At 50.5% G+C, this 15,001-nt stretch carries 11 protein-coding genes and 1 pseudogene; 8 read left to right on the top strand and 4 right to left on the bottom strand.

Annotated elements, in window-relative coordinates; all coding sequences use genetic code 11:
- Positions 1-4: 4 nt before the first annotated feature.
- The 3 genes from TREAZ_RS17560 to TREAZ_RS15400 all read right to left on the bottom strand — a co-directional run bounded on the left by TREAZ_RS17560 (position 5) and on the right by TREAZ_RS15400 (position 6,949).
- Complete coding sequence (locus tag TREAZ_RS17560) at positions 5-2,596, bottom strand: Ig-like domain-containing protein (protein WP_015712821.1); 2,592 nt, start codon at positions 2,594-2,596, stop codon at positions 5-7.
- A 164-nt stretch (positions 2,597-2,760) separates the two neighbouring features.
- On the bottom strand, positions 2,761-4,812 hold the full coding sequence (locus TREAZ_RS17565; protein WP_015712822.1) for an Ig-like domain-containing protein: 2,052 nt from the start codon (positions 4,810-4,812) through the stop codon (positions 2,761-2,763).
- Positions 4,813-4,879: 67 nt separating this feature from the next.
- Entirely contained in the window at positions 4,880-6,949 is a 2,070-nt protein-coding gene (locus TREAZ_RS15400) for a cadherin-like beta sandwich domain-containing protein (RefSeq protein ID WP_148257832.1), read from the bottom strand.
- Positions 6,950-7,211: 262 nt separating this feature from the next.
- Between TREAZ_RS15400 and TREAZ_RS15405 the strand changes: the two genes are divergently transcribed.
- The 3 genes and pseudogenes from TREAZ_RS15405 to TREAZ_RS18795 all read left to right on the top strand — a co-directional run bounded on the left by TREAZ_RS15405 (position 7,212) and on the right by TREAZ_RS18795 (position 10,361).
- On the top strand, positions 7,212-8,708 hold the full coding sequence (locus TREAZ_RS15405; RefSeq protein ID WP_015712824.1) for a S41 family peptidase: 1,497 nt from the start codon (positions 7,212-7,214) through the stop codon (positions 8,706-8,708).
- Between the two features lie 32 nt (positions 8,709-8,740).
- Positions 8,741-9,547 (top strand): RsmE family RNA methyltransferase, encoded by an 807-nt coding sequence (locus tag TREAZ_RS15410; RefSeq protein ID WP_015712825.1) that lies wholly within the window; start codon positions 8,741-8,743, stop codon positions 9,545-9,547.
- A 266-nt stretch (positions 9,548-9,813) separates the two neighbouring features.
- Positions 9,814-10,361: pseudogene (locus TREAZ_RS18795) on the top strand (WecB/TagA/CpsF family glycosyltransferase).
- Positions 10,362-10,413: 52 nt separating this feature from the next.
- Here the strand turns inward: TREAZ_RS18795 and TREAZ_RS15420 are convergent.
- Positions 10,414-11,214 carry an RNA methyltransferase gene (locus TREAZ_RS15420; RefSeq protein ID WP_015712826.1) on the bottom strand — a complete coding sequence of 267 codons (801 nt, stop codon included), beginning with the start codon at positions 11,212-11,214 and terminating at the stop codon, positions 10,414-10,416.
- Between the two features lie 37 nt (positions 11,215-11,251).
- Here TREAZ_RS15420 and TREAZ_RS15425 point away from each other — a divergent pair, with 37 nt between their 5' ends.
- From TREAZ_RS15425 to TREAZ_RS15445, 5 genes are all read left to right on the top strand, one after another.
- Positions 11,252-11,989 (top strand): SDR family NAD(P)-dependent oxidoreductase, encoded by a 738-nt coding sequence (locus TREAZ_RS15425; protein WP_015712827.1) that lies wholly within the window; start codon positions 11,252-11,254, stop codon positions 11,987-11,989.
- Positions 11,990-12,138: 149 nt separating this feature from the next.
- Positions 12,139-12,690 (top strand): STAS domain-containing protein, encoded by a 552-nt coding sequence (locus tag TREAZ_RS15430; protein ID WP_015712828.1) that lies wholly within the window; start codon positions 12,139-12,141, stop codon positions 12,688-12,690.
- 17 nt (positions 12,691-12,707) lie between these two features.
- Positions 12,708-13,091 carry a type III secretion system chaperone family protein gene (locus TREAZ_RS15435; protein WP_043923149.1) on the top strand — a complete coding sequence of 128 codons (384 nt, stop codon included), beginning with the start codon at positions 12,708-12,710 and terminating at the stop codon, positions 13,089-13,091.
- A 12-nt stretch (positions 13,092-13,103) separates the two neighbouring features.
- Positions 13,104-13,796: a PspA/IM30 family protein gene (locus TREAZ_RS15440; protein WP_015712830.1), complete on the top strand. Its 693-nt coding sequence runs from the start codon at positions 13,104-13,106 to the stop codon at positions 13,794-13,796.
- Positions 13,797-13,805: 9 nt separating this feature from the next.
- A complete protein-coding gene (locus TREAZ_RS15445) occupies positions 13,806-14,828 on the top strand; it encodes a sugar kinase (RefSeq protein ID WP_015712831.1) in 1,023 nt (340 codons plus the stop codon).
- Positions 14,829-15,001: the final 173 nt, after the last annotated feature.

Consider the following 15,001-nt stretch of genomic DNA (forward strand, 5'->3'; position numbering starts at 1 on the left):
CCTTTTACTCTACTATGATTTCAACATTATGTTGATACAGTGTGCCGCCAACTGACCTAAAGCCCCTCAGTCCGATAGAGTAGTTACCCTTTGCAGCCGGAGTAAAGGTATAGCCAGCTCCGGTTGCACCATCGATCACATTATCACCATTAAGCCACTGATAAGGACCGGTAATTCCGGTTCCGGCGCTTAGTGTTACACTCTGTCCGAGGGTGATTGTTACAGGACCGGCAGGATCAGTAACAGGGGCGCCATTCGCCCAACTAAAGCTGATTCCGCCAGTACCGATGGAGGCTGCCACCGTGATGGTAAAAGGCGCACTGGTATATGCCATTCCGATCTCCGTACCGTCAGCAATGCTTGCGGTAACTATAACCGTTCCGGCAGCAGTTCCTGTGGCAGTAAGTGTACTTTCACTGGTTGTTGCGGGACCGCTTACAACCGCCCATGTAACTGCCTTGCCTGCTTTTACCGCATCAGCGCCAGGAGTAAAATCGCCGCTTAAGACGAGTGAATGACCGGCAGTTACGCTGGTTCCGCCGGTATAGCTAAACCCGGTTACCGGTACATAAGCCGCTACTACCGTTACGGTTGCTTGCGCAGTTTTACTGCCATCCATGCTTGTTACTGTTATGACAGTGCTTCCAGCGCCTACCGCAGTAACCAGACCGTCGGTTACAGTTGCTACAGTAGGATCACCGGACGACCAGCTTACGCTCTTATTATCCGCAGTCGTGGGTAATACTTCTGCGGTTAAGGCTTCCGTATCTCCAACTGTCAATTCCAGAGATGCCTCATTCAGACTTACACTTTCAACTGTTATTGGAGGGCGGCTTACTATTACGCCGTTAATCCTGAGCTCGAAATCAGCAAGGTATACGGTTTTCTTGTTCAAACCATTACTATCGGACTCATCAATATACAGATAACCGTGGTATGGCTGCTCATCAGTATAACCCGGAATAAATGTAAGACTCCCGGAACTCGTTTGCCATGAGCCGGTAGCAGTCGATGGACCGGTAATTACAGGATACGATGGGCCCTTCTGTATCGCCTGCAACCTTATCTTTGCGCCATTATTGGCGCTTTCTATATAGTACGAGAACGATACATTTACGGTGATTTCCTGACTGGCATTGGCAAATTCAGTCAAATCGTAGCGCAGCGGCGCCCAATCATATATGCCCTGAGCATTGGGAGATACCTTAATAACGTCATCTTTGCCATGGAAACTGCCAACTTCAACACTTGACGCATTCGGCCAGATGTAAAGACCATGCCATGTATCAATATCTGTTATTGGATTTACTGTTATTTTAAAGTCTTTAACAAATGGCGTCCCGACTGCAATGCCATCAACAACTGTAGCACGAAGAATATATGTTCCCGCGTTAGAGGCGCGCCATGAGGGATTTTCTTGCACCACGCCTTGTTCAATTACTTCGTCAATTCCATTTATGTTAACTGCTGTCCAAACAATCACCGTTCCCGCTGTTGCATTGGAAGGTACAACCTGAGCAGTTTTCGTGGGAATGCCAACTTCGGCAGAAATGGTTATTTCACCATTACCGTCTGCATCGGCGGGTAAAGTAATATCTGTTACCGGCACATAAGAGTTTATTACCGTTACGTTTATAGTTTTGGTAATATCACCGGCTGTTGCAGTAACCGTAGTACTTCCAGCGGCTTTTGCCGTCAGGATTCCATCCACCGCGGTTACGATATCTTCCTTGCTGGATGACCAGGTAACGGTCTTGTTGGTGGCAAAGGAGGGCGTTACAGACGCATCAATGGTTATAGAATCGCCGAGATTCAATTCCACGGGCCCTGTACCAATAGGAACACCATCGATAGTCAAGGCGATATCAGTTACCGCTACATATTCGGGTTCCACCCAAACAATATTACCCTCTGTAAAGTCTTTTTCAAATATTGTTTTATTATTCTCATAGATTTCTACTAGGTCACCAAAACCTGTGGTTTTACCTTCATGGTTTTGAAGCCGGACTACCATTCTGTAAATACCTGCATTCAAAGATATTTCTCCAGCCACCCCTGAAACAATCTCTTCCGTAATATATGTTTCTCCAAGGCTGAATCCGATTATATGGGTACCTTCGGGGTAATCAATTTTATAGTAAAAACTACCTGTACCGGTAGTCTTATTCCCATTCAGCGTTATAACAATTTTGGGATTGTCGGATACCTTCAATTCAAAAGGAACTTCGCCTGAATTACCTGTAGCAGCTATTTTGTTTTCATTAGCTGGACCTTTATAGGCCGTCACGGCAACTTTATAAAAACCCGGTGAAAGCCAAAAACTAAAAGGTTTGTCATTTTTACTTTTAGGATAAGTCGATGCCCCAATAACCGTTATTCCATCGTCTTCATATTCAGTGAAGACGAACTTGTAGCTATCGAAATTTGTATCAGGTACAATACTGCGGTCTTCTGTCCCGAAGAGAATGTCAACACGCCCTTTCCCAGCAGAGCCGTCTGTAGGGAAAGACGGCGCAAAGGGGCTAGTACAAGCAGCCATTAACAGCACTACTGCCAAAATCATACTTGCCAAAACAAACGCTAAAGTCTTTTTCATTTATTTCCTTCCTTATTCAAAAGTCTTTATTTACTACATAAAAACATCAACTACCCAATTTCATACACTAGTCAATTCCTGACTAATTTTATCAATAATTGACAATAAACCCGGAGGCGAAGAGTATTTTACCCCCGCCTCCGGTTAAAAATTAATCTAGTACTTTAAAGCTCTACACCCAATTTAGTAAATGTTATTACTGTCGATAATGGATGCTCCGTAGCACCATCCAAATACAGGGTGATGAAGGTTCCTTCACCAAACGTAAAGGTAAACACTTGAGCGGTTGATTTACTATTCCATCCATCCACCACCCATTCGTAAGCATGACCGGTTTCAGCAGTAAGAGTAACGCTCTTTCCGTCTCCGCTATATTCCTTGTTAATAATAACTTTAGGATTGTCCCACTGGAGATCAAATTCAGGGCCTGTACCGCTTGTAGATTTACTCACCGTAAGGGTGTACTCAGCGGTAGTATCATCCTCAGCCGTCACCTTGATAGTGATGGTGTATGTGCCGCTGGCGGTAATCTCAAAATTTCCGTCGGGCTGATAGTCGCCCGTTCCGAGCTTGTACCAAACCGCTGCTTTGCCACTAGCCGGAGTAGCCAAAACATTTGCCGTAGCATTGGTTCCAATATCAGCGGTGTATGCGCTCCCATCCTTGACAGCATTAACCCCGTTTACCGTAATGCCGGTAATACCTTTTTCGCCGCTGGTGATATACGTATTAACAGTCACATCAATGCTGTTAGAAGAAATACCGCTGCCGTCTTTCGCTGTCGCGGTTATCTTTGCTGTACCGTTGGAAATATTGGCTGTCCCAGTTACTTTACCGTTGGCATCAACATCCGCTATGGCTGAATTACTGGTAGTCCAGGTTACATCCTTCACTTTGGCGCCGAGAGGTTCGACCAACGCTTCAAGCTCCACAGTGGGGCTGGCAGCTGTCAGAACTATGGGAGCTACGCCGCCCTTTGCGCTTACGGTTATTTTGGTTACTTTAATGTCTACAGTGACTGGGATAGTACCGGTTACTCCGCTACCGTCTTTCGCAGTCGCGGTTATCGTTGCTGTACCGTTGGCAACTGCGGTCACAATACCAGTTATAGGATTAACAGTCGCTATAGCGGGATCACTTGAAGACCAATCTACATCCTTTACTTTAGCTTTATCTGGTGTAACAGTCTCTTTAAGGGTTACAGTGTTACCAGCAGCTGACAAAGGTCCGCCTTCTGCAACTATGGTTATGCCGGTCACTTTGAAATCCACAGTGATATCTATTTCATTGGAAGAAATACCATCGGCAGTTGCTATAATTTTGGCTGTACCATTGGTTTTTGGAGTTACAATACCGCTTGTTTCACCAACAATCGCTACATCCGGATCAAGAGAAACCCACTTTACGGTATTACTTGTAGCATTTTTCGGAAACACAGTAGCTTTGAGGGCTACAGTCGCAGCAGATGTGGACAGCGTTTTACTACCAAGGGCTTCTGCAAATATGCTGGTAACCGGCACTGCTTTGAAGTGATCGGCTGCAAAGACGAGGGGGGTACTTCTATTATTGGAAACAACTGATAAAGTAGTGGTATTATTAGCATAAATCGCCACTACATCAGCAAAACCTGCAACCTTTCCTTCGGCATCGGTTAAGCGGATAACGAAGAACTGATAACCAGCAGGACTAGTGATAGTACCAGAAGTTTCTGTCAGATCGATGTTCCCTAGTTTAAATTCATTAATGGTTGCTCCGGTGGGAATACCGCCAATAGAATAAACAAAAGTTCCGTTCCCTGACGAAATAGTTCCAGCCAGCTTAACAACAATTGTTCCCGAACTTGCTCCTGCGGTAATGGTGAAAACTGCCGAAGTCCCTTCGCCGGCCGGAAGGTTATTATTATAAGTTTCTACTTTAACCTTATAATTGCCAACCGGCAGGGTAAAATTAAGATTAGAGAGATTATCTCTCGTAAATATTTGCTCCGCACCAGCCCATCCTTGGGGGATAAAGGTAAACTCATATTTTTCAAAGTTTAGTCCCGGCAAAACGGTACGGGCGCTGCCCGCTTCCAATGCCACACTGACAGTTCCCGTGCCTACTGCGGCAGACACGTCCTCAGATCCTGCATAAGGGCTGCTGCATCCCATGATCAGCATGAGCGCCGCCATTGCAAGACTGATAGTAATCGCAAACACCTTCTTTTTCATCTTCATCTTCTCTTCTCCCAGAGCCTTCGTTTTTGGAGGCTCACAAACATTTTTAACCCTCACCAACGGTGATTTATTCAACTTCTATTTCAACAACGACGGTGGCTTCCGCATCGCCTTTTTTTGCAACCAAAAGGATGAAATATGTCCCGGTAACTTCGGTATCAAAAGTAAACCTGCGGCCTTCTTGCGCAAGATTGCTATCGACATACCACTTGTAACTGTCATAACCTTCTTCTGCGACAAGGACTGCAGTATATTCATCACTTTCTTCCTGCTCAACTGCTATCTCAGCACTATCCCACTTGATATTGATTACCAGTTTGGCTTCAACCCGTCTGGTTACCTCGAGGGTATATGGAACAGATTCGCCGAAATCGGAAGTCACTGTGACAGTGATGGTGTTTACCCCAACAGCCAAATTGAACTTCCCGGTAGCATTGGCCTCATCATTCAGCTTGTACTGAACGCTTGCACGTTCATCTTTCAGGGTCGCAGCAACAGTCACAGAACCTTGCGAACCAACATCAGCCTTATAGATGCCATCATTCTTACCCGCAGCGTTGCCATTCACCGTAATACCGTTAATACCGGCTTCGTTGCTTTTTACCGTGAAGCTTACATTCAATGCCGCCTCAACAGAATCGGCCCCTTTTACAGTAATTATGGCCGAATATTGATTCACCGCCAGCCCTGCTTTTGGCTTAACTGTAAAGGTTCCTGTATTGTCTTTGGATAAAAGACTGCCAAGACCGGAATAATCAACAATAAAATTATCGGAATTGCTTGATACCGACAGGCTGCCAGTCGAACCGTCTCCGGTATTGGTTACAGTTACTGTCTGGGCCTGCGGCGTATACCCATAGGCTGCGGTGGTTAAGTTGAAGCTCCCCCTGGGGCTCAATTCTATCCCAACAGACGGCGGCACATCCCGCTTTACCGTTATTGTGGCAGAATCTACCACATTGCCATCTGCATCCTTTATAACAATCGTGATCAGGTTATCGCCCACAGCAAGATCAATGTCTGCAGCAGGATCAACTTCTGTTACCGCGCCTGTATTGAGATCGGTTACCGTAACTTCCACAGTGTATCTGTCATCGTCCAGGGTCGGCAGTACAAGGGGCGGCAAAGTATCGCTATTGTTTGGAAGCACAATGGTGATGGTATCGCCCTCTTCCTGGGCAGCTCCGTCGATGCCAAGCAGTGTTCCTATGACTGAGCCTTTAATATCATCAAGATCCTCTTTAATTGCCTCTTCGTTTACCGGGGTGGTAATGTGGAGCGTCAGCTCGCCGGCATCTTTGCCTTCGGGGTCTTTTATTATAATTACCAGATCAAATTCATCGCCGCCGTAAGGGGAATGCGGAAGATCATCAGCGTCAAAAGCATCGCCCTTGCCTGAATCGACGAGTTCTTTCCCGTCTTTGGTCTCTATCGTATAGCTGTACCCGTCATCTTTCAGTCCATCCAGGACATCATTGATGATGCCAATAGCTTCGGACAGGTCGCCGGGGTCTTTGCTGGCATCAACGCTGATAACGCCATCTCCGGCGGGAACCCCGGTTAAACCAGCGTCCTCAAGGGCTTTCCCCACATCTTTTGCCGCTGTATCAGCAACGGTTGGCTGGGGAAGCTCTTCTTTGTCCACATTGTAGATAACCTCAGGAACATCAACCACAAGGGCGCCGTTTTTATCTTTGGCTTTAATGATGATCTTAAAACCCCCGCTTGAAGGAAGGCCACCTATAACGGGCGGCCATGCGTCGATTGGACCTGTCCCCAGTTGATTGCCATCATCATCTTCTATTATATAAACTGGTGTGTAGCCGTTTTTATCAAGGAAATCCTTTAATCCATCCGGTACAGGGAGTGTAATCGAGGAAGGGAATTCGGCCTCCGCAGGTATCTCAAGATCCATCTCTATAGAGCCATCACCATTGATCTTGGGAGGAGAGACAATTAATTCATCGGTACTTGCGCCTTTCCAACCTGGAGTACCTATATCATCCCAGAAACTCACCAGGTCGTCATTATTCGGAGGGGTGGAGCCACCACCTCCAGTTGGACTACTGCATCCTAATAGAAGGAGGCCTGCCGCCAAAAGACCCAAGATGGTTTTTAGAAGCCATCGTTTGTTCATACAAAACTTCCTTTTAACAAGCGAAATTACGATGCTTCTGCATGAAAGCACCAACTACCTTATATGTAATCTATAGCACATACTATTAAAAAAAACCATTAAATCTTAATAAAAAACGTCAATAATTCAAAAATAGCTCTTTTGCTTAACAAATATTAAGTAAAATATCAGAAATATCAAATTAATCGTACGGCCTCCTTATTAAGCAGAAGACTACGGGCTGGTACATTGACAAACCCCCAATGTTTTCTACAATAAAACAATGAATGAAGAAAAAACTCCTTCTACACGAAAGCTGAGGCTCTCGCTGGTTTGGCTGGTTTCTACTATAATATTAAGCCTGATATTCACCCTTGCTGCTGCAAAAGGGGTCCAGGCCCAAACGGCCCGCCAGCAGGACCCGGCGGGCCAATACTCTGCCATCATCAGGAATGTGTTCGACTTTATACAGCGCCACTATGTGGAAGAAGTGGACCCCAAGGTCCTCTACGAAGGGGCTATGGCGGGCATGATCAATTCCCTGGGAGACCCCCATTCGTCCTTCCTGCCCGAATCCGAAATGTCCGACCTCAACGATACTACCCAGGGCAGCTTTGGCGGCGTAGGGCTTTACATCTCCAAGCCCGTGTCAGCCAAGCCCGATGGCAAGCCGGCTTATGTGGAAGTGGCCTCCCCCATAGAGGACACCCCGGGCTGGCGTTCGGGGATCAACCCCGGGGACCTCATCATCGCGATAAACGGGGAATCCACCGACGTGCTTTCCATGGACGAGGTGCTGGGCAAGCTCAGGGGGACACCGGGCGAAGAGGTCAAGCTCATCATACGCCGGGGCGAAAGGCTCGAATTCCCGGTAACCATTGTGCGGGCGGTCATCGAGGTGCCCACCACCAAATACGCCATGATAGACAATATCGGCTACCTCAAGCTCCTTACCTTTACCCCCATGACGGTGGAAAGGGCCAGGGACGCGGTCAACGAGTTCCAGGCCAAGGGCTATAAGGGCGTCATCCTCGACCTCCGGAACAACTACGGCGGCCTTCTCAATTCGGCTGTGGGTATAACCAACCTCTTTGTCGAGGGAGGGGTGGTGGTTTCCACCAAATCCCGGATTTCCACTGAAAACCAGGTTTTCTATGCCCGGAACAAGGCGCCGGTCGCCCCGGAGATACCCATGGTGGTGCTCATCAACCGGGGTTCGGCCTCGGCTTCCGAAATCGTGGCAGGCGCCCTCAAAGACCGGGGCCGCGCCTGGCTTGTGGGCGAGAAATCCTTTGGCAAGGGCTCGGTTCAGCAGGTGTACCCCCTGGACAGGGCCGGCTTCAAGATCACCACAGCCCGTTACTACACCCCCAGCGATGTGAATATCGATAAAATCGGCATCCCCCCTGACCAGGAAGTGCTTTTCCCCGAATTCTCCGAGGGAGATATGGAAGAGCTGAACAAATTGATAAACGACAACAAGATCCCCGAATGGGTGGCTGCCAATTCCAAAGCCACAACGGCTGAGGCGGACGCCTTTGCCCGCAGGATCAACAGCGAATACCACCTTGACACTACTCTGGTCAAGCGGCTCATCAGGAACGAGCAGAACCGCACGGTCATTGCCCCGGTCTACGACCTGGAATACGATGTGCAGCTCCAGGAAGCGGTTAAGATACTCAAGCAAGGCAACTTCAAAGCCCTGATGCAGACTGCCAAAACCCTCAAGGCCCTGCAGGACGAGGCGGAACGGGACGAGGAATCCGCCAAGGCCTCTTAAGGATGCTCGGCTTCATGGAAGCATAGCTTCGAATGAAACAGTTTGTACTTTCATATGAACCAAATGCCAACGGCATCATCAGGCTCTACGGCGGGGATTATCACTATCTCATAAGGGTGAGGCGGCTAAAGACCGGCTCGTCCTTCACTGCCCTGCTTCCCGGCGGGGCTGAAACCAGGGTTAAAATACTCTCCACTGTGGACAATATCCTTATAGGCCAGTGCGAGGGCGCTTTTGCCCCCTCCGAATCGGCCCTTCCCCCCATCATCCTGTTCCAGGGTCTCCCCAAGGGGACCAAGATGGATCTCATCGTGAGGCAGGCTGCAGAAGGGGGCGTTTCTGAAATCATCCCGTTTGAATCCGAATTTTCCACCGCGAAGCTCAAGGGCGAGAACAGCCAGGCAAAAATGACGCGCTGGGAGCGTATCATCAAAGAGGCACGCCAGCAGAGTGGATCAATAATACCTACAGCGGTAAAGCCGCCCTGCACAGTGGACGGCGTTCTTGGCTATTGGGGGGAGCTCAAAAAGGCCCGCCCCGGCGGCGTGGGCCTGCTGCTCCATCAAGACCCCCTTGATAAGGGGAGTTTCCACGATTATCTTTATAACAATCCTGAATTTGCCGCCCTGGCGGTAGGTCCCGAAGGGGGGTTTTCCCCTGCTGAAGCTGCCCGATTCATGGCAGCGGGATTTAAGCCCTTGGTCATGGGCAATACCATATTGCGTACCGAGACAGCGGCCCTCTATGGGGCTGCTGCCATACGCATCATACTATTGGAGAGCTCAACGTGGGCACTGAAAACACCCGAGCCGCCCCCTGCGAGCGGATCAGCCTCTTAAAAGTCCCCCTGGACATAGTCCCTCCCGAACAGCTCCCCGATGTCATCTATGAGCTATTAAAGCCCCCTGCCCCGGCAATAACAAATCCCGGCATTGAAACAGCCGAAAGCCTGGCTGAAAAATCTGCCGTCTCCCCCCTCATACCTCCTGCGTCGGCGCCCAAACCCGGGACCGAGGGCAAGAACATTGTCCTCCTCTCCCTTTGGGATCTGCTCCGGGCCAGGCACAACAAGGAATACCGCGCCTTTATCCTCAAGGCGGCCCTGGTGATCCCCATCTCCAAAAGCATTGTATCCGGCGCCCGTTTCCTCACGGGCAAAACCCCCTACCGCTACATGCCCTTCAATTTTGTGATAAACCTCCTGGGCCTTATGGAAAGCCGCGAATACACAGCCTACCTGCTGGGATCCAAAAATCCCATCCTCAAAAAAGCCGAAAAAACATACGCGAAACCTTTCCCCAGCTCCGCATAGTCGGCCGCTTTGTCGGCGCCTTCCGCAAACCCGACGAGCACGGCATCCTCGAAGCCATACGCAAAGCCTCTCCCCACCTGCTTCTGGCAGGCAAAGGCCTCCGGGGCGAAGAGCTCTGGCTTGCCCGCAACCACCCCCACCTTGGCCCCGGCCTCCGCCTCTGGTGCAGCGATCTTTTCGATGTCTTCGCCGAGCGCCGTAAGCGGCCCTCCCAGGGCGTATTTGACAAGGGGCTGGAGCATCTGGGGTATTGCTTCTCAAACCCCCTTAAATTCTTCCGGATATTCCCCTACATCGGGTACAAAATTCTGTTGGTGATTTATAAGGTATTGAAGAGGTAGGGGAACAAGGCTATACAGCTGAACAAATCAGGGAAGTGCTTAAGAAAAAATCTTAAGCACTCCCCTTTGCCGCCAGCCTCGCCGCTTTGGCGATGATATCCCCGAAATAGCGCCCTTCTCTCTCGGTCAAAGCCGCCCGTGAAAAGACATCCCTGAAAAACAGCTCCTGCTCTTCCCTGCCCCGCTGCCTGTAGAAGCCCAGGCTGAGGAGGCTGTTTGTGACTTCTTCCACAAGCGCCGCAATGGCCGGCTGATCCATGGGCACCCACTGTCCTTTAACCGCTGGAGGCGCTTCGATGGCGGCCGGGTTTTCAGATCCTCCAAAACCCTTGAAAATCTCATAGGCATAGATCTGCACCGCATGGGAAAGGTTAAGCGAAGGGAAAGCCTCGTCCACAGGGATATGGGTGGCAAAGTTGCAGAGTTCAAGCTCCTTGTCTTCCAGGCCTGTGCGCTCATTGCCAAACACTAGGGCTGCGGGCCCCGGATGGCTTTGAAGGAAGGCTGCGGTTTCGGCGGGGGTCATGGAAACCTGCTTGCGGCGGCGGCCCCTGCGGCGGGTCGTGCCTATGACCATGGCGCAATCGGCAACGGCTGCCCCAAGGGAGGCAAAGGTCTCGGCCCTTTCCCAAACATCCTCGGCATGGACAGCCCTGGCACGGATCACAGCGTCAGGCCCGCCGTAGCCGTACCCCGCTTCCGACAGGCTGCCTGAGCGCGGCTGGCTGCTGAAATCAGGAGCGGCAAGGCGCAGGCGGGAAAGGCCCATGTTCTTCATGGCCCGGCAGACTGCCCCTACGTTCCCCGCTTCTTCGGGCCGGGAAAGCACTATCACCACATCATCTTGCTTCATGGTTCAATAGTAGCCAAAGATGGGGTATAGTAAAAGCATGGCTGGAACGCAAAGATCTTTCGAAGGCCGCAAAGCCCTTGTGATTGGCGGATCGGGGGGCATAGGGCGGGCAGTAGCCCTGGCCCTCGCCAAAAAGGGCTGTTCCCTCTTCGTCACCGGAGGGAATTCACAGAAGCGGCTTGACGACACCCTCAAGGCTGCCAGGGACGCAGGGGGGGATGCCCAAGGCTTCCTTTGCCCTGCCGATGAAGAAGGCGCCGCGGAGCGGATTTTCGGCAGGGCGGGCGCCCCGGACATCGTGGTTTGCGCCTGGGGGCCTTTCCAGCGGGGCAAGCTTGAGGAAACGGACGAAGAATTCTGGCGCAAAATGGCTATCGGGAACCTGGTATTCCCTGGGACTATTGTTTCACTTGCAATTCGTGGTATGATGCAAAGAAAGTATGGGCGCATCCTACTTTTCGGAGGTTCGAATACCGATACTATAAGAGGGTATACGACTTCGGCGGCCTATTCGGCAGCCAAGACAGCCCTAGGGGTTGTTGCAAAGTCGGCGGCAAGGGCAGGGGCCCCATGGGGGGTTACCTGCAATGTGATTTGCCCGGGCTTGACCGATACGGAATACCTGGACGAAGAAGCAAGAGCTTATAACCGGGCCAGGAGCCCGGCTGGCAGGGCAATGGAGGTTGACGAGGTTTCGCAGCTTGCCATAGCGTTGCTGGAAAATCCTGGCATCAATGGTGCGGTGGTATCCGCAGACCAAGGTTTGGTGATATGATTTCACCGACCAGCGGTTAACAAAATTTCTGAAATACTGGAAATTTTAGAAAAAGGGGATATTATAGTGCGTATAAGGCCTTGTCCTGGTTTGACAAAGATCCATAAGATTAGTAAAATTGGAAATGGAATATAGGCGAAGGGAGCGTCATGACAAACAACGATATTGTTAACGGATTCGATGACGAAAAAGACGAAAGCCTCAAGATAAAGCTTCAGAAAGTTAATGAGGTTGAGGGTTGTCTTGTCCTGTATCTTACTGGGTACATTGATACGTATAACTCCAATTATTTCCAGAAGCGAGTAGCCAAGGCTATCGAATCCGGATTTATCCGCCTGGTATTCCAGTGCGGCGGGCTTAACTATGTATCATCCACCGGTATTGGCTCCTTTACCGCTTTCCTCAAATCGGTAAAGCCCAGGGGCGGGGATCTGGTATTGCTGGAAATCCAGCCCAAAGTTTACGAGGTCTTCCAGCTTTTGGGTTTCTCCCAATTCTTCAACATTAAAGACAATCTTGACGATTCCATAAATTTCTTCCGCAGCGGCACGGCTGCCGAATCGGTTTCCCTCTTCCCCAAGATCTTTGCCTGCCCTATCTGCTCAAAAAAGCTCAAGGCATTGAAGCCGGGACGGTTCCGCTGTTCGGAATGCAAGACCATACTCGCCATCGACAATGCGGGGCAGGTTTTCCTGGGTTAAGGCCCTCAAAAAGCGGAATGGCACAGAACAAGATAGAACAGTACTTAATCGACCTTATGTACACATACCGGGAGGTGGAGAAAAACCTCTGGCTCCTGGAGGATCCTGAGCACAGCCTCGAAGGGGTTGCGGTTGTCTATTCCGACCCCCTGGTGATAGTCAGGATTCAGGTAATGGACGCTCCCAAGCAAAACCGGGAAGAATTCTTTGCCAAGCTCCTCGAGCTGAATGCCAAAGATTTGATCCACGGCGCATACGGCCTTGAAGGGAGCAAAGTGGTCCTCGTTGATACCCTGGAATACGATACCCTGGATTTCACCGAATTCAGAGCGACCCTCGACGCGTTCAGCCTGGCGCTTACCCAGCACTACCCCATTCTTTCGGTTTACCGGGACAAGTAGGAGGTTCGAACAATGGGACTTTTTTCACGGCTTAAAACCCTGGTTTCTTCCAATGTGAACGACATGATCAGCAAGGCTGAAAAGCCCGAAAAGATGCTCAACCAGCTCCTCATCGACATGAACGAGCAGCTCATCGAATCCAAAAAAGCAGTGGCCATGGCAATCGCCGACGAGAAAAAGCTCGAGCGCGAAACTGCCAACCAGGAAACCCAGGCCAAGGAATGGGAACGCAAGGCCATGCTGGCAGTCCAGGCGGGCAAGGACGACCTGGCCAAAGAAGCCCTGCTCCGCAAGCAGGAATACGACAAAGCCGCAGCCGAATACCGCAAACAATGGGAATCCCAAAAAACTTCGGTGGATAGCCTCAAAGAATCCCTCAGGGATCTCCAGAACAAGATAGAAGAAGCCCAGCGCAAGAAGAACCTTCTTATTGCCAGGGCCAAAAGGGCAGAAGCCCAGCAGAAGATACAGGACACCATTTCGAGCGTGTCAGGCAACCGCAGCGCCTTTGACGCTTTTGACCGCATGTCGGCCAAGGTCGATCAGATGGAAGCCGAGGCAGACGCCTCCAAGGAACTGCAGGATCTGAGCAACAACACAAGCCTCGACAGGCGCTTCGCAGAGCTTGAAAAGTCCGACTCCTCCGCCGACCTCCTGCTCCAGGATCTCAAAGAGAAGATGAAGGCCCTGCCAGACAAGTCGTAAGCCAATTAAATGGAACGGATCATCACATTCGGCGAAATAATGCTGAGGCTCAACCCTGAGGGGTATCTGCGTTTTACCCAGGCCGGAAAGTTTGAAGCCAGCTATGCCGGGGGCGAGGCGAATGTAGCAGCCAGCCTGGCCCAGTTCGGCATGGAGGCATCCTTTGCAAGTAAAGTGCCGGCGCATGAAATCGGGCAGTGCGCGGTCAACGAGCTTAGGCGCTATGGGGTAGACACCAGGAATATCATACGCGGCGGGGACAGGCTGGGGGCATATTTTGTCGAGAAGGGCGCTTCCCAGCGGGCATCCAAGGTGATCTACGACAGGGCCAATTCGGCCATAGCATTGGCAAAGCCGGAAGAATTCAAGTGGCAGGAAATTCTTAAAGGCGCCGCATGGTTCCATTTTACCGGCATAACGCCGGCGCTTTCGGCCAATGCTGCGCAGGCCAGCCTTGATGCGGTGAAGGCTGCCCGGGAGCTTGGCGTTATAGTAAGCTGCGATCTCAATTACCGGAAAAAACTCTGGACCAGCGAAACTGCGGGCAAGGTTATGGGCGGCCTTATGCCCTATGTGGACCTCTGCATTGCCAACGAGGAAGATGCCGCCGATGTGTTCGGCATCAGGTCCGAAAAGTCGGATATCAGCAAGGGGGCGCTGGACCGGGAAGGCTATATTTCCGTGGCCCGGCAGCTCACGGAAAAATTCGGCTTTAAGAAAACCGCCATTACCCTGAGGGGCAGCATTTCTGCCAGCGACAATAACTGGTCAGGCATGCTCTACGATGGGGGCCAGGCTTTCTTCTCCCCCGCCTACCCGGTCCATATTGTCGATCGGGTAGGTGGTGGCGATAGTTTTGGGGCAGCCCTTATCTACAGCCTGCTTAAAAATTTCGATAGCCAGAAGGCGATAAATTTCGCAGTTGCTGCCTCCTGCCTCAAGCATTCCATCGAGCACGATTTCAACCTGGCATCTGTCCAGGAGGTCGAAGCCCTGGCAGGGGGGAACGCTTCCGGGAGAGTGCAGCGGTGATAGTGGATGACCTGTGGATAACTGTTAGTAACCAGGGGAAAAAATCCCGGATGTATAAGATTTCATACATAAGCGTTTTTCCTATATAGCAGAGGCTTCCCTGAAATCAGCTAATTACTTATAATATAAAGAATTATATAGGATAATTCCTTGAATTAGCTTCCCGGTGCTTT

It is taken from the genome of Leadbettera azotonutricia ZAS-9, assembly GCF_000214355.1.
Classification (GTDB): domain Bacteria; phylum Spirochaetota; class Spirochaetia; order Treponematales; family Breznakiellaceae; genus Leadbettera; species Leadbettera azotonutricia.